The 26,008-nt window shown below is 38.9% G+C and carries 28 protein-coding genes; 8 read left to right on the top strand and 20 right to left on the bottom strand.

Features of this window, described 5'->3' with window-relative positions; all coding sequences use genetic code 11:
* Positions 1 to 11: 11 nt before the first annotated feature.
* The 8 genes from RM552_RS01775 to RM552_RS01740 all read right to left on the bottom strand — a co-directional run bounded on the left by RM552_RS01775 (position 12) and on the right by RM552_RS01740 (position 5,975).
* A complete protein-coding gene (locus tag RM552_RS01775) occupies positions 12 to 443 on the bottom strand; it encodes a DoxX family protein (protein WP_311367078.1) in 432 nt (143 codons plus the stop codon).
* A 28-nt stretch (positions 444 to 471) separates the two neighbouring features.
* Positions 472 to 1,263, bottom strand: a complete 792-nt coding sequence (locus tag RM552_RS01770; RefSeq protein WP_311367077.1) for an HvfC/BufC N-terminal domain-containing protein — start codon at positions 1,261 to 1,263, stop codon at positions 472 to 474.
* A 28-nt stretch (positions 1,264 to 1,291) separates the two neighbouring features.
* The gene (locus tag RM552_RS01765) at positions 1,292 to 2,200 is read right to left on the bottom strand and encodes an MbnB/TglH/ChrH family RiPP precursor modification enzyme (RefSeq protein ID WP_311367076.1); all 909 of its coding nucleotides are present in this window, start codon (positions 2,198 to 2,200) and stop codon (positions 1,292 to 1,294) included.
* Between the two features lie 21 nt (positions 2,201 to 2,221).
* Complete coding sequence (locus tag RM552_RS01760; RefSeq protein WP_311367075.1) at positions 2,222 to 2,518, bottom strand: BufA1 family periplasmic bufferin-type metallophore; 297 nt, start codon at positions 2,516 to 2,518, stop codon at positions 2,222 to 2,224.
* Between the two features lie 126 nt (positions 2,519 to 2,644).
* On the bottom strand, positions 2,645 to 3,211 hold the full coding sequence (locus RM552_RS01755; RefSeq protein ID WP_311367074.1) for a YHS domain-containing (seleno)protein: 567 nt from the start codon (positions 3,209 to 3,211) through the stop codon (positions 2,645 to 2,647).
* Positions 3,212 to 3,320: 109 nt separating this feature from the next.
* Positions 3,321 to 3,662, bottom strand: a complete 342-nt coding sequence (locus RM552_RS01750) for an MGMT family protein (protein ID WP_311367073.1) — start codon at positions 3,660 to 3,662, stop codon at positions 3,321 to 3,323.
* Positions 3,663 to 3,751: 89 nt separating this feature from the next.
* Positions 3,752 to 5,062 carry a kynureninase gene (kynU, locus tag RM552_RS01745; RefSeq protein ID WP_311367072.1) on the bottom strand — a complete coding sequence of 437 codons (1,311 nt, stop codon included), beginning with the start codon at positions 5,060 to 5,062 and terminating at the stop codon, positions 3,752 to 3,754.
* Complete coding sequence (locus RM552_RS01740; protein ID WP_311367071.1) at positions 5,052 to 5,975, bottom strand: alpha/beta hydrolase; 924 nt, start codon at positions 5,973 to 5,975, stop codon at positions 5,052 to 5,054. Before RM552_RS01740 ends, kynU begins: the two co-directional genes overlap by 11 nt.
* 286 nt (positions 5,976 to 6,261) lie before the next feature.
* On the opposite strand from RM552_RS01740, the gene RM552_RS01735 reads away from it, so the two are divergent.
* Positions 6,262 to 6,684 carry a secondary thiamine-phosphate synthase enzyme YjbQ gene (locus RM552_RS01735; RefSeq protein WP_311367070.1) on the top strand — a complete coding sequence of 141 codons (423 nt, stop codon included), beginning with the start codon at positions 6,262 to 6,264 and terminating at the stop codon, positions 6,682 to 6,684.
* A 13-nt stretch (positions 6,685 to 6,697) separates the two neighbouring features.
* On the opposite strand, the gene RM552_RS01730 is transcribed toward RM552_RS01735, so the two are convergent.
* Both RM552_RS01730 and RM552_RS01725 read right to left on the bottom strand, forming a co-directional pair.
* The gene (locus RM552_RS01730; RefSeq protein ID WP_311367069.1) at positions 6,698 to 7,237 is read right to left on the bottom strand and encodes a DUF2780 domain-containing protein; all 540 of its coding nucleotides are present in this window, start codon (positions 7,235 to 7,237) and stop codon (positions 6,698 to 6,700) included.
* 115 nt (positions 7,238 to 7,352) lie between these two features.
* Positions 7,353 to 7,856, bottom strand: a complete 504-nt coding sequence (locus RM552_RS01725) for a YchJ family protein (RefSeq protein WP_311367068.1) — start codon at positions 7,854 to 7,856, stop codon at positions 7,353 to 7,355.
* Positions 7,857 to 8,136: 280 nt separating this feature from the next.
* Between RM552_RS01725 and ggt the strand changes: the two genes are divergently transcribed.
* Complete coding sequence (ggt, locus tag RM552_RS01720) at positions 8,137 to 9,906, top strand: gamma-glutamyltransferase (protein ID WP_432277174.1); 1,770 nt, start codon at positions 8,137 to 8,139, stop codon at positions 9,904 to 9,906.
* Here the strand turns inward: ggt and RM552_RS01715 are convergent.
* The 3 genes from RM552_RS01715 to RM552_RS01705 all read right to left on the bottom strand — a co-directional run bounded on the left by RM552_RS01715 (position 9,903) and on the right by RM552_RS01705 (position 13,023).
* Complete coding sequence (locus RM552_RS01715; protein ID WP_311367067.1) at positions 9,903 to 10,070, bottom strand: hypothetical protein; 168 nt, start codon at positions 10,068 to 10,070, stop codon at positions 9,903 to 9,905. The genes ggt and RM552_RS01715 overlap by 4 nt on opposite strands.
* 61 nt (positions 10,071 to 10,131) lie before the next feature.
* On the bottom strand, positions 10,132 to 12,534 hold the full coding sequence (locus RM552_RS01710) for a PVC-type heme-binding CxxCH protein (protein ID WP_311367066.1): 2,403 nt from the start codon (positions 12,532 to 12,534) through the stop codon (positions 10,132 to 10,134).
* Between the two features lie 21 nt (positions 12,535 to 12,555).
* Entirely contained in the window at positions 12,556 to 13,023 is a 468-nt protein-coding gene (locus tag RM552_RS01705; RefSeq protein ID WP_432277187.1) for a CreA family protein, read from the bottom strand.
* A 249-nt stretch (positions 13,024 to 13,272) separates the two neighbouring features.
* On the opposite strand from RM552_RS01705, the gene RM552_RS01700 reads away from it, so the two are divergent.
* Together RM552_RS01700 and RM552_RS01695 are read left to right on the top strand one after the other, a co-directional pair.
* Complete coding sequence (locus RM552_RS01700) at positions 13,273 to 13,929, top strand: dUTP diphosphatase (RefSeq protein WP_311367064.1); 657 nt, start codon at positions 13,273 to 13,275, stop codon at positions 13,927 to 13,929.
* A gap of 449 nt (positions 13,930 to 14,378) precedes the next feature.
* Positions 14,379 to 14,714, top strand: a complete 336-nt coding sequence (locus RM552_RS01695; RefSeq protein WP_311367063.1) for a DUF3718 domain-containing protein — start codon at positions 14,379 to 14,381, stop codon at positions 14,712 to 14,714.
* A 50-nt stretch (positions 14,715 to 14,764) separates the two neighbouring features.
* Here RM552_RS01695 and RM552_RS01690 read toward each other — a convergent pair whose 3' ends face one another.
* The 4 genes from RM552_RS01690 to RM552_RS01675 form a co-directional block, all read right to left on the bottom strand.
* A complete protein-coding gene (locus tag RM552_RS01690) occupies positions 14,765 to 15,898 on the bottom strand; it encodes a zinc-binding dehydrogenase (RefSeq protein WP_311367062.1) in 1,134 nt (377 codons plus the stop codon).
* A 178-nt stretch (positions 15,899 to 16,076) separates the two neighbouring features.
* Complete coding sequence (gene ppiC, locus RM552_RS01685; protein WP_311367061.1) at positions 16,077 to 16,355, bottom strand: peptidylprolyl isomerase PpiC; 279 nt, start codon at positions 16,353 to 16,355, stop codon at positions 16,077 to 16,079.
* 18 nt (positions 16,356 to 16,373) lie between these two features.
* Positions 16,374 to 17,990: a diguanylate cyclase gene (locus RM552_RS01680; RefSeq protein WP_311367060.1), complete on the bottom strand. Its 1,617-nt coding sequence runs from the start codon at positions 17,988 to 17,990 to the stop codon at positions 16,374 to 16,376.
* Positions 17,983 to 19,449, bottom strand: coding sequence for a bifunctional metallophosphatase/5'-nucleotidase (locus RM552_RS01675; RefSeq protein WP_311367059.1), 1,467 nt, complete (start codon positions 19,447 to 19,449; stop codon positions 17,983 to 17,985). The genes RM552_RS01680 and RM552_RS01675 overlap by 8 nt, the downstream gene beginning before the upstream one ends.
* A 235-nt stretch (positions 19,450 to 19,684) precedes the next feature.
* On the opposite strand from RM552_RS01675, the gene RM552_RS01670 reads away from it, so the two are divergent.
* The 4 genes from RM552_RS01670 (at position 19,685) to RM552_RS01655 (ending at position 22,904) form a co-directional block, all read left to right on the top strand.
* Complete coding sequence (locus RM552_RS01670; protein WP_311367058.1) at positions 19,685 to 20,809, top strand: PilT/PilU family type 4a pilus ATPase; 1,125 nt, start codon at positions 19,685 to 19,687, stop codon at positions 20,807 to 20,809.
* A gap of 67 nt (positions 20,810 to 20,876) precedes the next feature.
* Positions 20,877 to 21,383 (top strand): DUF2059 domain-containing protein, encoded by a 507-nt coding sequence (locus RM552_RS01665; RefSeq protein WP_311367057.1) that lies wholly within the window; start codon positions 20,877 to 20,879, stop codon positions 21,381 to 21,383.
* A gap of 117 nt (positions 21,384 to 21,500) precedes the next feature.
* On the top strand, positions 21,501 to 22,436 hold the full coding sequence (locus RM552_RS01660; protein ID WP_311367056.1) for an SPFH domain-containing protein: 936 nt from the start codon (positions 21,501 to 21,503) through the stop codon (positions 22,434 to 22,436).
* 3 nt (positions 22,437 to 22,439) lie between these two features.
* On the top strand, positions 22,440 to 22,904 hold the full coding sequence (locus tag RM552_RS01655) for an NfeD family protein (protein WP_311367055.1): 465 nt from the start codon (positions 22,440 to 22,442) through the stop codon (positions 22,902 to 22,904).
* A 32-nt stretch (positions 22,905 to 22,936) separates the two neighbouring features.
* On the opposite strand, the gene RM552_RS01650 is transcribed toward RM552_RS01655, so the two are convergent.
* The 3 genes from RM552_RS01650 to RM552_RS01640 all read right to left on the bottom strand — a co-directional run bounded on the left by RM552_RS01650 (position 22,937) and on the right by RM552_RS01640 (position 25,994).
* On the bottom strand, positions 22,937 to 23,851 hold the full coding sequence (locus RM552_RS01650) for a sensor domain-containing diguanylate cyclase (protein WP_311367054.1): 915 nt from the start codon (positions 23,849 to 23,851) through the stop codon (positions 22,937 to 22,939).
* A 6-nt stretch (positions 23,852 to 23,857) separates the two neighbouring features.
* A complete protein-coding gene (locus RM552_RS01645; RefSeq protein WP_311367053.1) occupies positions 23,858 to 24,658 on the bottom strand; it encodes an alpha/beta fold hydrolase in 801 nt (266 codons plus the stop codon).
* A 388-nt stretch (positions 24,659 to 25,046) separates the two neighbouring features.
* Positions 25,047 to 25,994 (bottom strand): hypothetical protein, encoded by a 948-nt coding sequence (locus RM552_RS01640; RefSeq protein ID WP_311367052.1) that lies wholly within the window; start codon positions 25,992 to 25,994, stop codon positions 25,047 to 25,049.
* Positions 25,995 to 26,008 lie beyond the last annotated feature (14 nt).

Below are 26,008 nucleotides of genomic sequence, written 5' to 3'. Positions count from 1 at the left end.
TAAATGACTTGTTATTTGATTTTGAATAATTGGTCCAAAGACAGTTTTTCTGCACCCCATATAACAACAGCCAATAACATCAAACCCCAAATTACATGTAAATTATAAGCGGCGGCGGGAATATCTTCCAAACTAATGACTGCAACATAGTTAACTATAAACAGGCCTATGGCTGCTTTACGGGTAAACAAGCCCAAGGCAAGTAATACAGGCAGTACAAGCTCGCCAAACGTAGCTAAATAAGCCGCGGATGTAAAATCAAGTACAGGCACAGCATATTCATATTCGAATAATAAAAGTGTCGATTCCCAATCATTTAATTTTGTTAAACCCGATTTGAAAAAGACCCAAGCCACATATAGTCGCGCACCCAGTAGTGCCGGTACTGCAAGGTAATTGGCTTTTCCAAAAATTTGATTGTACAAATTAATCAGCTTACTCATATCTTTGTCCTTATCATTATATTTATTTCTAGCTTGCCTTTATGGCAAGCACTTTTTTCGTTTGAATTATGGATTGTAACCAAGCGCTCATACTTGCTTGGTCTTCACCAAAGACAGAAAGAATTTGCTCAATACTCTCGTTACAATTCAAGCTATTTAGCGCTTGTATTTCGTTTTTCTGAACATACTCAAATTCAGCTTTATACTCTGCACGCCACACAACAATAGACCTTGTGATACCGGATTTAATTGCATCGTTTATCAAATTATTTATTTTCGAAATTTGCAAGTGTCTTGCGCTTTCGTTGGTCTGCAAATTTTCATCATGAGCCAGTTGATACAGCTCCACGACGGGGAACAAAAAGTCTATTACTATTAAGGATGTTGCAGGAATGAACGTCAATTGGTCGGCAGGCCTAGTTTGCAACAAGGTAAAACTGTCTGCATCAAAAGCGATGTCCTTTGACCGCTCTGCATGCATCAAATGCCAATCTAAGATGGCTAATTCTGGCAAAAAAGGCATTTCAGCGAATACGTCAATACTCAAAATATATTCATTGAAGTTGGCTCCATAATCTGCCCAATCAAAACATGTTTTGGGATACTGGAGTAAGTAGCCGTGACATAACTTCCTAAAGTCTTGTTCTTCCAAAATGGCAGCAACACTAGAAAAACTAATCGCTAATGCACGAATACCATTTTCAATATAATTGTTATGATAAACATCAATTGCGTTTTGAGCCTCATCAATTAAATGATCCATACCATGGGCACTTTTAGATGAAAAAATATGTTCTATCAATGATGTTTGATACTTCATTAAAAAGCTAAGCCTATATCGCGTTCATTTATTGAGTCATTAATTCTGTGTTAATAGCCCGTGCTTTATTAGCTTCAGCAAGAAGGACATCCCAACTCGGCAGATCATTGTCCCACTCTACTAAAGTTGGTTTTAGCCCTACATGTGAAATGACTCTCTGATACAAAGACCAACATGTTTGAGAAACCGAACAAGCATGATCATCTACTATAAAACCATTAACCCGTTTGTCACTAAATCCTGCCAAATGTATTTCACCAATAAGCTCTGCAGGAATTGATTGTATTTGCTCAAATATCTTGTCAATAATGTTTGTCTCTTTTTTATTGAGCGCATTGACGATCAAATTATTCAAGTCTAAAAGCAAGCCACAGCCAGCCCGTTTACACAATTCAATTAAAAACGCAGCTTCGGTCATGGTGTCTGTTGCCAACTCATCAACATAACGTGGTTGTAAATAAGCCGACAAATTTTCTATCAGAATTGGCCTTTTAATGATACTTTGCACGTGTTGAACATTGTCACTTAACACCTGCAGAGATTTATCATTATAAGCTAAGGGCAAAAGATCGCCCGAATGCAATATTCGACCACCCACCTGAGCACGATTGAAACATAGATGTTCTGATACTAAATACGCATCAGCAGTATTCACCACTTTTGCAAATTGTTCGAGAGTTTCTTTGGGAACCGATAAATTTGAACCTAAGCCTAATGATGTCCCATGCACCGACACTTTATATTTCTCGCTTGCATCTCGTAATAAATCGATACTGATGCCACCATTAGCAAAAAAGTTTTCAGCGTGAATTTCGACAAAATCAATTGTGTGCTCTACAGATTGATGATTAAGTTCGGTTGATAAAGCATGATTGTAGTGGGGATGACGCAGCCCTACACCAATTATGGGTTCGGGCTGCAGATGTGTTGATGGCAAAATAAGCCTACTTAAGGTAGCTTAGCTGTTTTTCTCAGCTTGCATTTCTTTGAACAATTTTTTCGCTTCTTTTTTGTCATAACCGCCAAGCTCTTTACAAGTGCCTTTTGGAACTAAGCGCCATTCACCGATATCGTTGTCTACCGTTGATTGACCTGCACAACTGTGAGTACCCGCTAAGTTACCACAATCATTTTGACCAGCTGGCGAAACGCCATAACACTTTTCTTTCTTTTTGCTTGCAGCTTCAACAGCGTCAACAACACCAAGTGTCATCACAGTAGCAAGAGCGGCAGCAGCAGCGATATTCGTTTTCATATTCATTCCTCGTTGTCTTCTAAGTAAGTTGTTAGCGTAACTCGCTTAAACATTTCAATAAACAAGTTACTCTATTAAACCGATGAAATACAAATTTAATTTCATCTTTTTGAAAATATTTTTTAATTAAAGTTCAGAAACCGGGGTATTTTCAATATCGACCCAGTATTCATTGGCGTCAACAATCAATTCACCCGAATTTTTTGTCCAGATATTTTGAACTGTCGCATTTAGGTTTAAATATAATTTACCATCGACAATTTCAAATGCGGTTGGATCAGTGTCATATTTTTTTTCTTTAGATACCCCAAAAGCACAATAACCACCATACTGAGGAGCATACTTTGAAGGATTAGCTTTAAACAATTTTTGATGCTCAGCACTACTAAAATGATAAGTCGCACCAGCATAATTGGCTGTAAAATTGCTATCTCCTGGGGTTGCTGCGTTTAATGTAAAATATGCGACAGGATCATAGCCTTTAATCGCGATTGCATTTTCATCAACATTAACAGCATCAAGGGAAGAATTAGCCTGTGAAGGTATTAGGCCACAAGATGTTGCTGCAAAGGCAACTAATATTGCAAATGTATAAAAAAATTTGGTTTTCATGGTATCGCTCCCGGTAATTTTTAAATCAATAAAGTTATTAAATTCGATTAGAAGACCCAAAGAAATATCAAATAATTTCAAACAAAGTGAATTGTGTTCAAATTGTGATAAATATTTAGCGTTACTTTACCGGAAAATAATAAATGGAAATGGCGTTTTGCAGAGGCTTAAGAAATGGAAGATAACAATACTAAAACTGTAAAGTATGTAATAACTCACTTAAGTCAGGTCGCCAGTTAAATTCCTTCATATTAACTCGATTGTTCAATACAACAACATTTTCTTCTTGCAATAAACCTTTTTGTCGTTGCGCTTGTTCAGAGGCTTTATCAAACGCTAACTGCCCATTTGAACGCAACACTCTATGCCAATTAACCTTCCGCCCTTTGGGTATTTGGCCCAAACTCTTACCAACTAAACGAGCTCTGCCAGGCAATCCGGCTAAATCGGCAATTTGCCCATAACTACTAACTTTCCCAATAGGAATTGCGTTAACCGTAGCCCAAATTCGCTCATAATTTTGTTTGCTCATTTTTATATAATCACATTGCTTGCAGGTTGTGTAGTTTGCCTAAATCCTTAATCGGACCAGTAAACAGCACTAGAGAAGGATTAATCATGCTATGTGACTTCTTTCATTTGTTGATACATCGAATTTTTATACTCTTGCTTATTCACCAGATCGGCAAGTATACGAGCCGCATTAAATACCTGTTCATAAGTCAAAAACAAAGGAGAAAAGCCCAAGCGTAAAATGTTAGGCGCTCTAAAATCAGGTACAACATTATGCGCAATCAGTGCTTGGCAAATTGCATATGCATAAGGATGAGTATAACTAATTTGACTGCCTCTAAGGTTTGCGCTTGGATGACAAGCTAGCTCAAATAAATCATCTATCATTAGATGTTCAACACACTCTTGAAAAAAACCATTGAGCGCGATAGATTTATGTCTAATTTGATGAATGTTTATACCTTCAAATGCACCTAAACTCGCATCCAAAATACTCATCGATAAAATGGGAGGTGTTCCACTGAGCATTTGTTCTGGCCCATCAGCAGCTTCGTAGTCATGTAAAAAAGCAAAAGCTTGTTTATGTCCCATCCAGCCACTTAAAGGTTGCTGGATGGCTTTTTGAAGTTTCTTAGCCACGTATACAAAAGCAGGTGCACCCGGCCCGCCATTTAAATATTTATAAGTACAACCTACTGCAAAATCAACTTCGCAATGCTGTAATTCAAGTGGCAACACGCCGGCACTATGAGCCAAATCCCAAATTATGAGTGCGCCTTTTTGATGAGCTAATTGAGTAATGGCCTGCATATCACTAATATCACCATTTTTAAAATTAACATGGGTGAGCATCACTACTGCAATTTTGTCGCCATTTTCTTGTAATTCATGTTCTATATCTTTGCTACTAACAGTGTGTAATTTACATCTATTTTCACCAAGCAAATTTGATAAGCCCTGAGCCATATATATATCGCTAGGAAAATTATCAGCTTGTGACAAGATGATTGTGCGCTTATTTTGAATCGGCGGCGTTTGCTGTGTCTCTTGCTTTAATCCTTGTTCTTGTATGAGTAAAGCGGCACTTAATACTTTAAACAAATTGACAGAAATTGAATCCGCACATACAACTGTATTTTCTTCCGCCCCAATCAAGTTAGCTATTTTGTTGCCTATTGTTTTGGGTAATCCAATCCATTTGTGTTTATTCCAACTTTCAATTAAATCAGCACCCCATTGCTGTTCTACTACTTCTTTAGCGCGTGCCTTTGCTGCTTTAGTCAATGGTCCCAATGAGTTCCCATCTAAATAAATTTGCTGTTTTGGCAGTTCAAACTCGTGTAGTTTGTGCGCTAAATCATCAGTTGCATCAAGCTGCTTTGCTTTTTCTTGTAAATCGTTAAGGCACTTAATCTGCATCGGTATTTTTTACATCCAGTGGCGTTATGACTCTATTCTCATTAATGGCTTCGAGTCGTTGTATAAGCGTTTTAAACGCAAATGAGCCAGGATGGATCCAATCAAAATGGCCAACACCCGGTAAAATTTGATTTTCAGTATTTGGATGGGTTGCTAGTGAGGTAGGCACTATATTGTCTTTACTGCCCGAATACATAATCGCACTATTTAACCCCAGCATAGTGTAGTTCAAAGGATTTGCGAGCTTATATGCGGTTGCTTGTTCTTGCTCGTCACCTTGCATAAATTTTGGTGTTGCCGTTTGGCAGCTATTATCACCAAGTGCATACCGTGGTAAATCAATAATTGCAGCTAAACCAATTAGGTTCAGATTTTCAAATACATTAATTGCGTCTACCGCTAAAAGCGTCGCAAGGTGACCGCCTGCACTGTGCCCAACCATGGTCACTTGCTGTGAAGTAATACCCTTACTGCGCATAAATCGACGAATATTCAATATTGCTAATTTAAGGTCATCTAAGGCCACCGGCCATTCACCACCATTGCCAGTTCGTCGATACTCAATTGAAAACACGTTGTAGCCCGCGGCAGCAAGGCCACTTGTAAAAGCCTGGCTGTGGCCAATATCAAATGCAGACAACCAGCAACCACCATGCACAAAGATTACGGTATCTTGTTGTTTAGGAATAAAGTCTGAAGAAGGGTTTATTGCTTCCCAAAAATAGAAATACTGATCTTGATGGCTTGCATAAGAGACTGCATTTGTCGCATCTAGTGTAGGTAGGCTCTCTATGGATGAATAAGGAATATTGTCATTCACCTTAGGAAATTGAATTTCTTTATGTATATTCTTGCAAGCACTTAGTAATAGCATGCAAGCAAGCACAATAGATATGTTGAATAACTGTTTCAACGTTATGGCCTCAAAACGATTCTTGTTTGGCTAATACTATAGCGACAATAATGATGCCCCACAATTGCCATCATTCATCATTATAAATTAAGCGTACACTATTGAATAAAATCTATGCGACTTTCTTTTTGTTCTCTTTTTTTAACATACATAAAATAAACACGGGCTGATTAAATACAGGGCTGATAGTTTTACTATTTGTATGCCATACTACAAACATTACCATGGTTAGTACTAACCCTTTCGACACATAAAACATGTGGTTTTAATTTGACTGGAACTCTATATGGCAACTTCTATTCCTCTTACATTACCTCCCTTTGAAAGGGGCTTTCATCTCATTACTAACACTATCTTTAAACATGTGAATAAGTCACTTGCTACCCTACCGTCTCATGGTCTAATGAGTGTATTTATCCAGCATAGCTCTGCGTCATTATCTATTAATGAAAATGCAGACCCTAGTGTGAGAGCTGATTTAGAAGCTTTTGTAAACCAACTCATTCCCGAAAACTTGCCATATTACACGCATACTTATGAAGGCAGTGATGACATGCCTGCACATATTAAAGCGAGTGTTTTCGGCAGTAGTGTGCACGTTCCGATCATAAATGGGAGTTTAGCTTTGGGAACATGGCAAGGTATATATTTAGGCGAGCACCGCAATGATGGCGGTGCTCGTAAACTCATTATCACTATTATTGAATAATAATTAGCGTAAATTAAATCGATAACTGGCTTAAACTTTCCATTAACAGGTTTTTGGCTTCCTGCCCCTGAGGTGTATCTAAATACGATTTGGCTTGCTCCACATATTTTTGAATCATGGCAGTATCAAGCCCAAGTACATCAAACTGTTTTCTAAGTTCATTTAATTGTGCTAGTGATTCGTTCATGCCTGCCGCTTTGTCTATTAGACCGGCTAAGCCCTCTTGCTTAATACCTTCTATGGCTGGTAAATAGGTTAAAACAGTGTCTGCACCCGGAATATATTCACTTAATTTTGAAAATTGCTCTTCACTCACATTTTGTTTTGCGTAATTGAACAAAGCCGCTATGCCACCTTGAGCTTGTGTTTCACTTACCCCTAGACCTGACACTACCGAATCTATAAGACCGCTGGCAGATGGAGCAGCTTGTACTTGTTCTGTTTCTTCACCTATACCGACCATACTTAATAAAGAATCCCACCAACTCTTTTCCTCTGCGTTTGCAATAGAACTCAGCCCCACTAATACAACTAATGTTAATAATTTTTTCATGATCTATCCTTATCTTTTGTTATTTTCCGAATTATTGAGATGCTGACGATTTGTTGACAAGTTCAGCTCGCCAAATTAAGCCTATACGATTAAGCGGAAAAATTAGCAGTTGTTGTTAACAACAGCAACGCTTAAATTTTTTGCCACTACCACATAAACACAATTTGTTTCTTTCTGGTTTTAGTTTACCTGTTTTATCTAATACTTTGCCAGTGTGGTATTTCCATTGTCCTAATTCTTTAATAAAAAGGCTACGTTCATGCATGCAAAAAAATTCGCCTTTGTCTTTGTAAAAAGCAACAAATTCCACCTCGCCTTTTTCAGTAGATTCGCTTGAATGAATAATTTGCAAATTTAACCATTGTGTATGCTGACAGTCATTTTCAATAACATTTATGCTTAAGCTTTTCGCTTTGCTCGCGGTGTAGGTATTAATAATATAATGGTAATTTTGTATCGCATAAGCACAATAGCGTGAGCGCATCAGCTTTTCTGGCGTGGGCGGTGTTAGTGACATTTCGTTTTTAATCGTCGTTTCGTGCGCCTGAATAAAGGGCAAGCAACATTCAGTAAATGCTAAGCCACTTTTGCATGGGCAAAAATTTGATGTCTCTTTCATGTTTTATTTGCCGTTACATTGCCAGCATTTTTTGCGCAAGGTTTACCGCCAAAAAGCAGCTTACCCGCGGCCTGAGATGGTATCTTCCGACATTTATTGTGAATGTATCCACAGTGAAACTTCATTTCCCTTCCTATTGCATTTGTGATTTATTTCCGCATTAATTTTGTATTTAAGTTTAAGCAAATAATGTTACATTATTAACCAGCAAGAGTAAGCTGCCTTGCCTATAGCCATAGTAAATAAAAATAGTAAGATGTTAAGGAGAAAAATACTAAACATGATTATGCTCATCAATAAAAAAATAAAATCGGTGTCTTTGTTCAGTGTGTTTTTCCTCCTTGTATTAGTTATCATTTCAGCCTGCTCAGACTCAAGTCAACGAGACACTTTCGATAGTAAAAAAAGTGTCCAAAAGATAGAAAATCAGCAAGCTGTCGCCATGCCTGACGAGTTTGCAGCAAACATTGCCATGGATATTCTTAATAAAGGCGGTAATGCAGTAGATGCTGCCATTGCAGCACAATTTAGTCTTGCAGTAACATTTCCTGAAGCAGGCAATATTGGTGGTGGTGGCTTTATGCTGATTCACTATGATAAGCAAGATGATTTTATTGATTATCGTGAATCTGCTCCTGGCCTTGCACACCGTGATATGTACCTCGACGAAAATGGTGAGGTAAAGCGATTAGAATCACTTTTTGGCGTGTTGGCATCAGGGACTCCTGGCACAGTGTCTGGCATGTGGGAAGCACATAAAAAATATGGCACTTTGCCCTGGGCTGACTTAGTACAACCTGCTTATACGCTGTCAAAAGAAGGTTTTATTATGCCGGAAGCACTTGCTTCGAAAATAAAGCGCTACATCGATAGACTGGAAAAAAGAGAAATTACTGTCAACTTTAAAGACTACTTTGGACATGCGAGAACAGGTGAGTTATTTGTTCAGGCGGAACTAGCTGATACACTTTTAAGAATAAAAGAAGCAGGTAAAAAAGGATTCTATGAAGGCGAAACAGCAAAGATTATCAGCCGGTTCATGGAACAGAAAGGTGGCTTAATTAATCAAGATGATTTATTAAAATATCAAGCAAAATGGCGCAAACCCATAAAAAGTAAATGGAGACAATACGAGGTAATTAGTGCAGCACCGCCAAGTTCTGGGGGCATTGCGGTTGCACAGTGGTTACAAATGTTTGATATCGTTAAAGCAAGGAGTCCAGAACTCAATCTTAACGATGCTCAATACATTCATGTGCTTGCGGAAATAGGTAAACGAGTATTTGCCGATAGAGCAGAATATTTAGGTGACCCTGATTTTATTGATGTACCCCAAAAGGCCTTGCTCACCTCTGAATATATACAAGAACGTGCCCATAGTATTCAACTCGATAAAATATCAATAAGCGAAGACATTAAACCAGGCCTAGCAGAAAGTGAACAAACAACGCACTTCTCAATTGTTGATGCTATGGGCAATGCCGTTTCAAACACCACAACAATTAACTTAGGTTTTGGCAGTGGTGTTGTAGTTGAAGGTGGTGGTTTTTTATTAAATGATGAAATGGATGATTTTAGTGCCAAGGCTGGTGTGCCAAATTATTTTGGTGCTATTGGTGGTCAAGCAAACGAAATACAACCTTATAAACGCATGCTTAGCTCCATGACGCCTACTATTGTACTTGAAAACAATGAAATTAAGATGGTGACAGGCTCTCCTGGTGGCACCACTATTTTGTCTTCGGTTTATTTAAGTATTCTGCATGCACTTGAATTCAATTTACCGGCCCAACAAGTCGTAGATCAACCGCGTTTTCATCATCAACTTTTACCCAAAAATGAAATTAGATACCATGAAGGTTTATCTACAGATGTTCTTACAGAATTGGAAGCCTTAGGCTACAGCACCCGTAAAAGCAGGTTTGGTGATTTGCATGTAATCATAAAAAACAAAGGCAAGCTTGAGGCCGCATCTGAAACAAATGGCCGCGGCAAAGCGCTTGTGCAAAGTTCAACAATTGTGCAGACCATCACAGAGGAAACTTTTTAGACTCGATACGACAATTGGTTTGCTCGTTTGCCAATTAAATATTCAGTAATACTCGCCAATGTTGTATCTGCAATATTCGCTAAGGCTTCTGTTGTTAAAAACGCCTGATGAGAAGTGACTACTAACATTTGGGAAAGACAAAAGTCGAGCAAATACGTCATCATCTAGCACTCTACCAGACATATCATCTCTCTCCAAAATCACCCGGCTCAAAGACCATCTTCTTTAAAAGTCGTCTTGCTGATAAGGAGTTGTCTGCCCGGTTGTTTCTTCACGGACTTTTTTAAACAACTCTACTGAAACCTGACCATCAATGTCAGCGGCATTACCCCATGTATTGCGCAAATAGGTCGCAATTGCGGCAAGCTCTTCGTCATTTATCACCGGATTATTTGCATAGCCTGGCATCACCATGTTTGTCTTCCACTGCTCGCCATTGACTGTTATTGGGCCACTTAAACCATGTAGCAATACCTTTGCCAAACGTTGTTTGTCTGTAATTACCCATTCGCTTTGCCAAAATGTCGGACCCATTCCATCAATACCATTGCCGTCGGCACCATGACATGCTGAACAAGCCCCTTTACCATTATAAAGGGTTTTACCTTGGTCATATAAGGTAATCCCTTGCGTAGCAAGTTGGTTGCGATTGTTTCGTTGACTAGGGTCCTTGCCCAAATTGTCAACAATGTACCTAAACTCTGCGTTAGGATATTGCGCAAGCTCAGCGGTAAATTGTTTTGAATTATTAGCAAAGCCACTCACTACCGCCTCTAAAACGTATGGTTTTTCGGCATACAGGTCCAATATTTTTTTGCTTAGCCAAACCGAATCTTTACTAGCGAGTTTGCCACTTATTAGCGCTGCTTGTAAGGCTAAGTAATAGTCTGTTTCGATCAGTTCTGCTAGTGTTTTAAGCAACTCTGAATGATAACGTTGGGGCAAATATGCTGACAATGCAATTGCGCTGGCTTTGACTTTATTCGTACCTGAACGCATGAAGTGATTTAATATTTCATAATTTAAACGCTCTAAACCATTCAGCGTCCAAAGGCCATTAATAATGACCCTTTCGTCATGACTATTTTTAATCAAGTCGAGCACTGCTTTCGCCTGTTCAACAGCGCCTGTTTGCACGATAAGTCGGCGAGCAGTATCACGATGCCAGCCATTCTTATGCGCAAGCAGAGGCACCAATTCGTCAGTTGATAATAACGAAAGTGATTGAGGTTGTGGTAATGCTTTACCATTCCAACGCAAACGATATAGACGACCCATGCTATTATTATTTTGGTCTAATTCGCGGTCTTTAATTTGTTTGCCTAAATAACTGGTCAAAAACTCTTTGTGCTGAATAATACCATGGTAAAAATCGACAATATAAATACTTCCATCAGGAGCGTTGTGCAAATTAACTGGGCGAAAACGCTCATCAGTAGACGCAATTATTTCCGCTTTATCTAGCAAAGCAACACCACTTAACTGTCCTTCAGATTCAAGCAAACGCCTTGCAGAAATCAGATTACCCGCCGGCTCTGGTGTCAGAGCTAAGCCATAAAGGTCCTCAGGAAAATTATCACCCCGATAAATAAGCGAGCCAGAAGCGGCAGTAAAGTTAGCCAATTTTCCTTTATTTTCGCCTTCTCCAACTAACACACCATCGATATACGCTCGATTGACTCCTGGATTTATGCGCACAGGGAAGACGCTTTTCTCGCCAATTAAGTGCGCTGTTGGTGACGCTTTAAATTCTGGGTTTGTGCGCAAAGATCCTGGTAAAAGATATTCTCCAGAGATAGGCTCATGATTTTTGTTATGATACAAGCGTCCAAAATCATCATGAGTCACACCCCATTGCCCCCGAAAGTCAGTCTTGTCCTTATATAAACGCCAAAATTTATTGCGGTAAATTTCTTTGGCACTTTGTGGTAAAGATGTTGTGCTATGAGACATAGGCACTGCTTTATACCGATCGCTGGACTTTGCGTTATAGTACCAATTGTCAATGTTATACATCATCGCATTAGGTTTGTGCTCTAAATTACCACCTGCGGCATATTCAGAATCTGCTACTTCTCTGATGCCCGGCACAAGCACACCATCTCGCTCGACGACTTCGGTAAAATATAGTTGTGTATGATCAGCATAAAAAATACCCCCTTCTACGATAGATATTGTGCGCGGAAGGATAACGTCGTTTAAAAACACTGTGCGAGTATCTAGTTTGCCATCTCCGGTAGTATCTTCAAGAATTGCAATATTTCCTTCAGGTACTTCTTCTCCAGTTCCTTTAATATCGGGCATAAATCGCGTCATTTCGGCGACCCAAATTCTGCCATCAGGATCAAAAGCCAAAGCAACAGGGTTAAAGATATTAGGCTCAGATATTATATTTTCTAAGACAAAACCGTCTGCCACGTGCATGCTTTCAAGGGCTTGTGCTACAGTCAGAATAGGAGCAGGTGGAATGTCTTTTTTATCAATAGGGTCTTTCATAACGTGACCTTCACGGTCACCTTTAAAAGCACTCTTTTCTGCCACTTTATTTTCTTGATTAAACGCCATAACCGCTTGGCTTAAGAGCAACAAAGGCAACAAACAAAAAAGTACGCTGACTCTACTTTTCATGACGCTCATCCTATTAAACATCTAATTTGCTAATACAGGAGAGTTATACGCATCGGTACCCCATAAAGGTACTGTAGACAAGCTATGTTTGTAGCTACCGCTTGTTTCTTTGGTCGAATACGAAACGTACATCAGAGTTTGAGCCTTTGCATCATATATGCGTCGTACTTTCATATTTTTGAAAAAGATACTTTTAGATTTTTTAAACACAACCTCACCCGACGCCGATTTATCAATATTAACCAACATTGCTTGAGTAATTTCACCCGTTTGACGACACGCTATTGAACTATCAGATGGATCGGCTAAATCTAGATTCGCCTCGATACTTGAAATATGGCAGGTTACGCCACTGATAAGTGGATCTTGCAAGGCATCAATTTTAATATCTTTTGTCGTAAATACGCCTAAAGAAACATCGCCCACTTCACTGTCGGAACAGGCAAAAAGTGTCAATACCACCAAGCTAAATAGCAAAGCTACTCTCATTTTTCTTATTTTTGACATTTGTTGTCCTTTTATGACTTATTTACAAGCAAGGTTCGCAATTGGTAATAGATGCAAAGTAACATTTTTGATACTTTATTCAAGTACGCTACTTAATATGACTCACTTAAGACTTTCAATAAAGTTAACTCTTATTAACTTGACCTTACGGATATCTATTATCACAAGCGTTTATCTATTAAACTAAGTAATAACAAAGTTTCTCAAATTTCGTAAACAAGGACAAATGCTATGCTCAGCGCCACTCAACTTGCTACCATGCTCGATTTACAAGACAAAATGAACAAAAAAGTAAACCCGCAATGGTTAACTGCAGGTTATCGCTATTTGCGCGCAGCAATGATTGAGTCTGTAGAAGCGATTGAACATCATGGTTGGAAATGGTGGAAAGCGCAAAGCCTAGATTTGCCACAAGTACAAATGGAGTTAGTAGATATTTGGCATTTTGCTTTGTCACACATTATTATTGAACACAAGGGTGATATAGACGCCGCCGCAAAGGCTATAAACACAGCTTTGCGAAGCTCACATAAAGCATTAAGTTTTGATGGGACCCAATACAATTTTACACACCAAAACTTAGTCGAAAATTTAGAACTCATGACAGGTTTATGTGTGGCTCAGCGCTTCGATGTAAGTTTGTTCTTATGTATTATTGAGCAAGCAGAAATGGACGCTAATAACTTGTTTGAGCAATATGTGGGAAAAAATGTGCTTAATTTTTTCCGTCAAGATCACGGCTATAAAGACGGTACTTACATTAAGATGTGGCAAAATCGAGAAGACAACGAGCATTTAGTCGACGTCATGGCCACACTCGATAGCAGTCAAGAAGCTTATCCTGAGACGCTATACACACTTTTATCGCAACGCTATCCCGGCGCTTAATACCCGCTTCATTCATCCATCGTTTAACAAAGAGTATCAAAACCCAACGATACTCTTTTTTGCTTGTCTACGTTTTGCAATTGTGGCGCTAAAATTATGTGTGTTATTTACATTTTTACACATTTTAGAAACAGTTTACGTAATTCTATGACTAGATTTACACTTGTAAAACCTGCTTACACTCTACCTCAAAATGAAACACATTCAGCCCAAACTTTTTGCTTTACTGTGACGACATAGAGTTCATAAGGCTATTTTAAGAAGCTTAGCAACTTAACGTGGTGTGTCGTATAGACAGCACCAAAAAACTCAGCATAAGCTTTTCATTATACCTTAACCATGGCCAGTAAAAGGTCGATATCCGGGGCGCTCGTTGTGAATAGAGTGTCATTTAGAAAATCTAGCTTAAATCTTATAGATACTACTTATAGATACTAAAGGAATTCAACATGAAAAAATTATTAAACAGTTTCAGCTTGCCAGCTACTATCGGTGTTATTGCTATTTGCTCACTCTTTTCCCTTAACGCTAACGCTAAGTATATTCCAAATGAAAGCTCCCTAATTAAAGTTTGTAAAGCCATTCAGACTAATAATGCAGCAAAACTCAGAGTTGCCGTCAAACGCAGTGGATATTCTTATCGAGATTTAGCCGAGGGGTTAATGTGTAACGGACAAACAGTAGTTGAGTATGCGATGTCGCATGGAGCAATAGAAAATGCTAATTTAATGGCAAAACTATCGCATACTAAATTACCGCAGTTGGTCGCCCAAACGACCAAATAAATTCAAATATGACAATGGCCATCACGGTAATAGGTGATGGCCATTTTGAATTACAAAGATGGGTTAATTAAGTATTTTTCGCCCGTTTTCTTCGCCATATATTCAGCAACATTCTCAATTTCCAATGCCTGCTTAAGTGAAATTTCCTTGCTGAAATTGCTTGCAAATGTACTGTCTATTTCATCTGCAACTCGCTTATGCAATGCTAAAACCTCTTTAATATCTAAGCTACCTAAGAATCGCATTAACAACCACCCACCAATATTCCAAGTCATGCCGTATGCACGATTAAGCACGGTTGGCGCAAAGTCTAATCCGCCATAAATGTAAACTTGTTTATTGGCTTCCGACCCATAAGTGTTGAAACCAACTGCATCTTGGCTGCCAACAGCTTCCATCGCGGTCAAAATGTCACTCACCACATCGCCACCACCAATCGCATCAAAGGCTAGCGTTGCACCGGTTTCGTTAATGGCGTTGAACAAATCCATTTTAAAACTCTCTGCACTAGAATTAAGTACATGTTTAGCCCCTAATGAGCTTAGCATATCAACTTGCTCTTGTTTGCGCACAATGTTAACGATGTCGATACCTTCAGCTAAACAAATTTTATTCAGCATGATACCCAAACTAGAGGCTGCAGCGGTATGAACCAATGCACTATGCCCTTCTCTTTTCATGGTTTCCACCATGCTTAAGGCAGTTAAAGGGTTTACAAAAGACGATGCGGCTTGTTTAGCTGTGGTGCCTTCATTGTGTAACATACAAGCTTGAATAGGTACACAAGCATATTCGGTATAAACTGCTCCAGTTAATACACCTACCGTTTTCCCAATAAGGGCCTGTGCTTGTGGGCTATCACCGGCCGCAACTACTGTGCCAGCGCCCTCGTTACCAATTGGTAATGCTTGGTCTAAACGCGACTTTATTCGCATCAACATAGATTTGTGAACCGGCGCCTTTAATATTAGATTTTCATCATCAAAACTGGCTTCACGTAAGTCAGCTGGACCAAACATAGGCCACATATCAGAAGGATTAATCGGTGCAGCTTCAATTTTAACGATTACTTCATTGGGCTTCGGTTGTGGGATCGCTACTGTTTTACAACTAACACTAAGTTGTCCTTCAGAACTAATTTCAGTAAAAAGTTGTTGGCTAGATTGTGGCCTTGAATCGCTCATGTCATATACTCTCGTTGTGCTGTAAGTACATAAAATCTAACATGCTGAAAGCGACTGCGCTAGTTATCAAGGTTGTTAGTTGACTATCATTGATATCGATACTTTTTTAATGTCTAGTATGGATAACTATCAAAAGGACAATTCACGCTTTCTATTGGCCTTGTTAATATGAGATATTTTATTGACGATAAAGAGTCTTGATCAAATGATAACCAAACCTGGTTTTAACTGGGCCGTGTATTTTCAAAATATCTTTCTTAAAAACAACGTCATCAAAAGCTTTCACCATTTGGCCACGCTTAAACTCGCCAAGGTCTCCGCCTTTTTTGCCCGAGGGGCATATGGAGTGTCGTTTAGCTAAAGCACCAAAATCTTTACCCTTTTTTAATTGGATGAGTATCTCTTTTGCTTGTTTTTCGGTTTTAACAAGTATGTGAAGGGCGCAAGCTACTGGCATATTTCGACTTTTATCTCTTTATTCGTCAATGGCAAAAAAATCACATTGGTTGCGTCCATTTCTCTTTGCTTTGTATAAAGCTTTGTCGGTTTGTTCAAAGATAATGTCCGACATCCAATTATCATGCTGTGTAAAAAGGAATGAACCTGAGCCAATACTTACCGTTAGTGTATCGCCAATAGCGCTTTTTGCATGCGGTATCGATAGCGACATTATTGCTTTTCGTACCGCTTCTGCTTTCAATTTAGCACCATTGGGGTTGGTATTAGGTAGGATACAAACAAACTCTTCACCGCCAAAACGCGCGCAAAAGTCAGTGTTTCTGGCCATGATTTTATGTATTTCATTGGCAACTAAACGTAAACAAGCATCGCCTTCAGAGTGCCCATAATGATCGTTATAGTCTTTAAAAAAGTCAATATCCACTAAAAATAAGCTCACCCACCATTCATTTCTGCGAGCAATTGCCATAGTTTCTTTAAGCTGTGCTTCAAATGCGCGCCGGTTTGGTATTGCGGTTAATGGGTCTGTTAGCGTCATGTTCAATAAAGCACTTTCTTGTTCTTTCATCCGCGCTAAATACAATGAAAAGCGCTCCGCTAACTGGCTAATTTCGTCATTGCCATTAATATGAATTTCGGTACTGTTGTGTTCTGAAGCCATTTCAACTTGCTGCGCAAGTGATATTAGCCGAGAAACAATTTTTTTGTACAAAAAATAAATAATACCTAGGGTTAAAAGAAAAGAAAATAGGCCAACTATTACCGTAATATTTGCGTATTCTGTCGCCGAGTCATTTGCTTTATTTGCAGCCTGCAAGGTTGACTGGTTTGTTAGTTGATTTTGATAATCTAAATTGCTCGACACATTCGCTATTAAGTTTCTTACGAATGAATCTCTTCCTCTTGTTCTACCGACAATTTTTAAAAATTGTATCTTTTGGGTAACAAGACCATCGTTGCCAATCAAATGTGTTTGAATGTCGGTCAGTGACGCCTTTGTATTTATTTGTGAACTTGCAACACCATCAATGGCATTTTTCAGTTTTTTTGCTAACTCACTTTCTATTTGTCTAAGCGCATGCATGCGAGTTTGTTGATCAATTTGCATGGCAAGTAATAAAATATCTAGTAGCTTATTTTCAAGTTTGTTGTCGGCAATATTAGTATTAATACTCTGAAATAGCTTTGAAAATTCGTAAGTAAATTTTTCTCTGCTTTTTAGTAGCATATGCTCCTGCAAAATACGTTGTTCTACCAAAGTGTCTAGTTCATTAATTTCTTGAGTCAAAGTAGCTAATTGTCTAGTTAGGTAGCTGTTGGCATCGCTTGTGCCCAGCAATGATTGATTAACTAACTGTATGCTTTTATCAACCTTCTGTTTAGCTAATTGTCTGGCAGGGTTGCTTGTCGAACCTGTCAATATTGATGTGAGGGTTGATAAACTTTGAATACGATTTGTAAATGATGCCGCTTTTGCGATATTGGGCATAGACTCGTTGGCCAGATTTTCGAGTGTGTATCCCAAATTACTCAAACGATAAACGGCAAAAATAGTAACTATAGTGAATAAGATCAAAATAATAAGTTGTGCATAGGTAAATAAGCGTATTGTTTGCTTCTTGCCACTAATCATTTTGACGACCTTTTGATACATCTAACATTCGTCCGTCCAAACGACTTTGCAACTTGCCCCTTAACTGGATTTCGCGCAACACCAAGTCTGAAATCAATATCGACTCTTGTACCCTTTTTTCTTTTAAAACGGTAGCGCGAGTTAAGGAAAAAAACTCATCTCCACCATCTGCCAAATAATCAGTTGTTGCCAAACGATAGACCTTATCTTTTTGTAAAGGCAGTTGGTTAATCGTTACTTTTCTTACTCTCTGCCCTGCAGGGGCGGTGCTATCAAAAGTCACTCTCATACCAGATACATGCAAAAAGCTACCCTGCCTTTCATCAATACCTGCAAAACTATTTTCTAAAGCTTCTTCAAGATCCTCGCCTGTAATCGCCAACACACTAAGGGTAGAACGATAGGGTAATTCTGTTGCGATGGTTCTTCGCGTTATGGATGAATGTGTTTGATAGGTTCTATCGCCCCGAATACTGCCCCCGTTCACTAAAGCGATGTCGGCATTAGCAAAGTTTCGCATCGTATCAGCAACGTAATTTCCAAATGCATTTTCACCCGTACGCAAGCTTTGTACCGATGTAGTGTAATTACCATCCCAAAAGCCAATACGAATATTGAGTAACCGGTCTAAACGCAACTGATAACTACTAAGATGATGCTGTGTGGATACATCGGCTACATGGTCTTTTAAGGTAATACGCTTTACCTGTTTGACTTCATTTTTGTTGCCTAAGGTAACGGTAACAACTATTGCCTCACCCGGTTTTGTTGTGGCAATGGCATTGTTAATTGCCTTTTTTGATGCATCATCATTAATAGAAAATAGGGTGTTTGACTCGTAGGCCAAATCGATTATACCTTCCTGTAATATATTTGGAATAAAATCAAAAGAATAGAAGTGATGCAATACAACGTAATCTGCGCCTAAGGCTCTCAGTTTTTTCGATTTTGAGCGAACTACATCAATTGGCGATTGCACATCAATATGTTTCAGTAAGTATTCATATACAAGTCGACTATGAATAATGGATAACACACCAACGGTGACCTCGCCTTTCGTGATTAATGCATAGTCAACCAAGCCATCGGGAACACTATTGATGCGCTTATCAATAGTATTACTGCTAACAATAGGAAATGCGGCTTCGTATGCTCTAAGAGACAATTCGTCTTCAAAAAAACTATACTCTCGCTTGGCGACACCCATTACATCTGGCTCTAAACCGTTTAAAAGATCGATAATGTGCGACCCACGGTCCAAATTTGCTAGTGCACTTGGCCCAATCGAACCGCCTCCAAAAATAAAGAAACTATAGGGATTCTTAGCCCGTTGTTGATCAACTACATGCTTCAGTTCCGCATATCGGCCCGATTCAGGGTCAGTAATATCAGGCATTTCTGAAGCAAATATAAAGGTAAGCGTTTTAGGCTCTTTGGGTATTTTTTGCGCGTGAACCATCGCAGATGACAGTGTCACATGTAGAAAAAAAAGAATGAAAAAGCTTCTAGCCAAAAACATAAATATGCTGTTGATATTCAATAGGGACATTAATCTCGAATATTATGCGTATATTCTTAAAGTGTAATAGATTATCGGCACAATACTAGAATTCTGCAGGCAAAAACTTCAGCACACCCAAAAAAGGTCGATATCTATTTAATACTTCTAATTTCGGCTTAACAAATAGGCAGACATGAACCTTTTAGACGAATATATTAACTCAATGGCAAGCTTGGGCGCATCCGACTTATTTATATCGGTAGGTTTAGCGGTAAGTGCTAAAATAAATGGCGAACTAGAGCCCTTAAATTCTCATAAATTGAGTTATGACGAATGTTTAGATCTTGTGCATCAAACTATGACGCCAGATCAAATAGACAGTTTCAATAAAGATCTTGAATGCAATTTTGCAATTAGTCGCTCAAATATTGGTCGTTTTAGGTGTAATGCTTTTTGGCAGCGAAACATGCCTGGCATGGTTATTAGACGAATTCAGGTGGATATTCCAAATACTGAAAGCCTCGGCATCCCTGATGTGCTGAAAAAAGTGATTATGGCAAAAAAAGGACTGGTGTTGTTTGTAGGCGGAACAGGCACCGGTAAATCTACCTCCCTCGCGAGTTTAATCGATCACCGCAATCAGCATTCATATGGGCATATATTAACAATAGAAGATCCAATCGAATATTTGCACAAACATAAAAACTGCATTATCACGCAACGCGAAATTGGTATCGACACCTTATCCTTTGACGACGCCTTAAAAACTTCCTTACGACAGGCTCCTGATGTGATCCTTATTGGTGAAATTAGAAGCATGAAAACCATGGAATATGCCTTATCGTTTGCCGATACGGGGCATTTATGTGTTGCTACTTTGCACGCAAATAATGCCAACCAAGCAATAGAGCGTATCATGCATCTTGCTCCTAAAGAATTACATAACAAGTTACGTTTCGACCTTAGCCAAAATATTCGCGCAATTGTTGCTCAGCAACTTGTTCCTGTGGCCAATGGTAAAGGCCGAGTCGCTGCAATTGAGGTATTACTTAACTCGCCTTATGTTTCAGATTTGATCATGCGTAATGAAATAGGTGAATTAAAAGAAGCCATGATGAAAGGTAAAGATATGGGCATGAAAACCTTTGATATGGCCTTATATGATTTATACGCCGCAAACAAAATAACCGAAGAACAAGCTTTGCATCATGCTGATTCGCAAAACGATTTGCGCTTAATGATTAAAATGCGAAATGGCGTAGGTGATGAAGGTAGCCTAGGAAGTCTTTCAAATGTGACGGTTGACCTAGATAATTAGTGCACATATTATGTAATATAGTGCTCAGCATCACCATAACTCTTCTAATTAATTCAAGGACGATAAAATGAAAAAATTACTCTTTATTTTTGCTTTATGTAGCTTCATTTCTTTTAGTGCTTTTTCTGATGACAAAGCTGCTCAAGATGATATTGATGAGCTTTTTGAGGTCATGCAAGCTGAAAAAATGATCGACACTATGTATCAACAATTTGGCGCAATGTTTGACAACATGAGAGAGCAAATGGGCGTGCAAGCCGACGAAATGCCCATTTATGAAAAGTATAACGAGAAAATGATCAATCTAATGCGCGCCGAAATGGGTTGGGTGCAAATGAAAGGAGACTTAAAAGCCATATATTCTCAAAACTTTACTGCTGAAGAAATTGCTGAACTTCTTAAGTTTTATAAAAGCCCAGTAGGCCAATCTTTTATTGAAAAAATGCCCGTCATAACGCAAGAGTCTATGATGCTTGGTCAACAAATGGCAACAAACGCGATGTCCAAAATTCAAGCAATAGCTCAGCAACTTCAAAATGAACTACAGGAACACAGGGCAAAAAGCGCTGACTAATTCTCGTATTTAATTAGCAAAATGTTTAAGTTACTTAGTCGTCTACATTAGTAATTGTATAACTATTTATGTTTACAAAATGTATGTTCGTTTAACGTCATAAAAGGAAATAAAAAGATGGAAGCAATACTCGATTATATTTTAACAGTGCAAACGCTTATTTTGGTTTTTGTGGTGGTGTTGCTAAAAACATCTATCAAATTTGTCCCACAAAATCGTGCTTATGTGATTGAACGTTTCGGCAAGTATCAATCAACAAAGGAGGCTGGGCTCAATTTTATACTACCCTTTGTTGATAGAGTTTCCGCAGACCGCTCGTTGAAAGAACAAGCTGTCGATGTGCCTGAGCAAAGTGCAATTACTAAAGATAATATTTCTTTGCATGTAGACGGTGTGCTTTACTTCAGAGTGCTTGACCCTTACAAAGCTACTTATGGCGTAGATGACTATGTGTTTGCGGTAACCCAACTCGCGCAAACGACCATGCGTTCTGAGTTAGGTAAAATGGAGCTCGATAAAACCTTTGAAGAAAGAGATTTATTGAATGCCAGTATTGTTGCGTCAATAAATGAAGCTGCTGGTCCATGGGGCATCCAAGTTTTGCGCTACGAGATTAAAGATATAGTGCCGCCGCAATCGGTGATGGAAGCGATGGAAGCACAGATGAAAGCGGAACGTGTAAAACGAGCGCAAATTTTAGAATCTGAAGGGGATAGACAAGCAGCTATTAACCGCGCAGAAGGTGAAAAAGCTTCTGTTGTATTGGCTGCTGAAGCAGACAAATCTGAACAAGTGCTAAGAGCAGAAGGTGAAGCTAAAGCTATCGTTGCGGTGGCCACTGCTCAAGCAGAAGCGCTGCGCCAAGTTGGTGAAGCAGCAGCTACAGATGAAGGACAAAAAGCAATTCAACTAGACTTAGCAACCAAAGCCATTGAAGCCAAACAAGCTATAGCAAAGGAATCCTCTGTAGTGCTGTTACCCGACAGTGGCACCGATGCAGCAAACATAGTCGCCCAAGCAAGTACTATTATTAGTCAGTTAAATAAGGGGTAAGCGATGGAATGGGTAAGCAATAATTTAGTTGAAAGTCTATTGATACTTGGCATTGTCTTGTTAGTAATAGAAATATTAGTACTTGGGTTTTCTACTTTTGTCATCTTTTTTGTTGGTGTTGCGGCTATTATTACTAGTGCCTTACTCTATGCTGGAATAGTCCCTGATTCAGTGTTAAGTGCATTTTTTAGCACTGCTGTAATTACTGTGATTGCAGCTGCTTTATTGTGGAAGCCTTTAAAAAACTTACAGAGCAATGTGGACACCTCGAAAGCTAAAGGCGATTTAGTAGGACATCGCTTTGTGTTAACTGACGATGTCAGCCCTAAGCTCACCCCTCAATACCGTTATTCAGGCGTAGATTGGAGTTTGATATCAAAAGAGCCTTTAGAAGCAGGTACAGAGGTAGAAGTAGCAGAAGCACAAGTAGGTAAGTTTTTTATAAAGGCCGTCAGTACCAAAACCTGATATGTTGCTGCCTTGTGTTAAATAGCGTTATCTTAAATTTGGTAAGAGACAGCCGTTGTTCTGTTTCTACCATTTTGCTTTGAAGCATACAGCGCGTTGTCGGCTGTGCTATGTAAGGATTGATAATCTACTATTTGATTTTTTGAGCTAACTACCAAACCAATACTAACCGTTATGTTTACCCCAGATAATATATGTTTGGCTATTTTAATTCTTAAATCTTCAGTTATTTTATGTGCATTTTCTAGAGTAATATCGCTTAATAATATAATAAATTCTTCACCGCCCACCCTAGCGACCAAATCATCGGTATGCCTATTTTCTAATAATAATGCGGCTAAGTTTTGCAAAACTTGATCACCAACCTGATGCCCATGAGCGTCATTTACCCTTTTAAAATAATCAACATCAATGCAAAGCATTGCCAAATTTGAGTGATCACTATTGGCATGATTGATCAATTTGTTGCCTAATACCGCAAGTTCCCGCCTATTTAATAAGCCGGTAAGTGGATCGGTAGTCGCTAGGTTATATAATTCTGAGGCTTTGTTTTCGAGTTCTTTTTTTGCTTTTAACAACTCAGTTTGCAGCTTATCTCTATTAGCACACACATAAAATGACCAATACGACAGACCTTTATTATCTTCAATAATATTGATCACAATCGGCACACTTTCATCGTCACTTTTAGTTAATTTAATTTGTATTTCTTCGACAATTTTGTCTTTGAGTAATAATGGATAAACATAACTGTCGATAAAAATATTAGACGCTTTTGTGAATAGTGAAGAAATAGGACTATCAATTAAGACCTGTACTGAAAATCCGGTCAGTTCAGTAACATAAGCATTGCAGAAGAGAATTTTTCGATCTTCATTTACAATTAAATGACCCGAATGAAAACAATTAAATTTTTCAAAATGAGCTAAGTTGACATCACAGGTCATGCAATTCTACTCAATAAAGCCAAGAACGATAGGTGCAATAGTGTTGTGGTTAGTCATATGCAAGCAATGCCCCTCTGACTCAATTACCTCAAGCTGACAGTCACTTATGTTCTCATTCATGTAAATGCCCACTTTAACATCGGCAAGCGCATCAGATGCACTTTGCAGGATTAAAGTGGCGCAAGGGATTTGTTTTAAAATATGCCTATAATCTGAAAAGAAGGTAGCAGAAGCAAAAGTCTTCGCGACAATCGGGTCAGTGCTACAAAAACTCCCCGACAATTCACCAATAAGTTCGTCAGAATGTTGACTACCCATAACAAGTGGTGCTAAATAATTAGCCCAGCCAATATAATTTTTGTCCATCAAATCTAGGAGCTCTTCAAGGTCTGCGCGTTCAAAGCCACCTGCATAATTAGGCCGGTCATTCAGAAAACATGGCGATGGGCAAACCATTACAATATTCTTAATTAGCCTTGGCTTTTGAATTACTGCAATTGACGCGATAATAGAACTGACAGAATGTGCAATAACGGTGACATCACTAAACTCAAGCGCTTCAATCACATCACAGATGTCTTGCCCATAGCCTTCTAGAGTAGAATACTTTTCGATTGAATACTCGCTCAATATTGATTTACCTGAGCCAACGTAATCAAATAAAACAAGCTGGAAATGCTCTTCTAAGTATGGCTGCATAAAGCGCCACATATTTTGATCACAACCAAAACCATGCGCAAGCAATACAACGGGTGCCCCATTCTTACCCAATACTTTTACATTGTTTCTTTTAATTATATTGTTCATGTGTTTATTGACTAACCTTTTACAAAACTAACGAGCTGCATACTAAGCAGTTACTAAGCAAGAATTGTACCTATTAATCAACAAGAGTTGCTTCTGCAGCAGAGTGAGCGGCTTGTGTAGCTTTCCGTCTTGGAATTATAGTCTTGAGAAAAATCTCTTCGTCAGTTTCGAATAAAGGGATTAAGTATGCAAACGACAATGTCCTCGAATGAAACACCGCGCTCCTAAAGAAGAAGTTGATTTTTTTCCGAATTCCAGTTTATTACTTTCATACTCGATGATCCCAGCACTATGTGTACCGAATGTCATCACAAGCATAATGGGATAGCGTCTAGGCCCAGCGGCGGCAAAACCGTCCGACTGGGTCGCCTTGCTATGTGCTCTTATTCTATTTCATCCTGTTAATAAGTTCTATCACCTCTGGCCTATCTACAAAACCTGCGACGTTGAAAGAATTTGGGCTCGGCTTAGCACCATTGGCTATCAGCAGTTCAATAATCTCAGTTGAGCCTCCAATAATTGCCGCGTCAAATGGGCCACCCTTTCGTATCGCGAAGAAGTTTGCATTTGCTCCTTCATTCAAAGCCATTCTCACCATCTCGATATCGTTATATTTAGCGGCAGTAATTAGTTTTTCAGTTGGACTTTTCCCCATGTAACGCCGCTCATTCGATATGTGAATTTCAGGTAACACAATTGATGATCTCAATCCCACTAGCAGTGTTGTCTTATTTTTGAACTCGTGAGGCGGGATGTATAAATTAAAACTAGCTGAAGTACCTATCGCATTGCCTGTTAGCTCTGCCTTAACGACCATTCCAGCCACGTCAAAAAATGCACCTGAACATGTGTCATGGAAAGCAACGCCAATATTACTTCGACTTTTTTGTGGCAAGTAGGTTAATGCACAGCCGGAATGAGGACTCCAACCTCCTACGACAAAATATTCATTGTTCTTTGAGAGATGCTTTGACTTCTCAATTGCGGGCAGTTCAGATAGCAACAATCGCGCCCAAACGTACGAGGCGGATGAACCATATGCTGCCTCAATAGACGATCTTAAATTCTTGTTCTCTGGATCTGCCAATAATGATTTGTCAATCTTTGCTAGATACGCGAGATCATTTGCTGTTCGCCGATAAATCCATACCGGCATGTTTACGTATTGCACGGACACCAGTTGACCAGGCTTTATATTCTTTAAATTGACTTTGACAGGTTTCCTTACTGCCTCAAGCTGAGTATCTATATAGTCCTGAGGATAATTATCCGCTATCAAAACGGGCGGCAAGATAACGCAACCGGCTAAAAAGAAGACTAATTTATATAATTTCATCAATCAATTTCTCT

The organism is Glaciecola petra (assembly GCF_031846345.1).
GTDB lineage: Bacteria > Pseudomonadota > Gammaproteobacteria > Enterobacterales > Alteromonadaceae > Glaciecola > Glaciecola petra.
The sequence above is the reverse complement of the archived record's forward strand: the minus strand, read 5'-3'. Positions and strand labels throughout refer to the sequence as shown.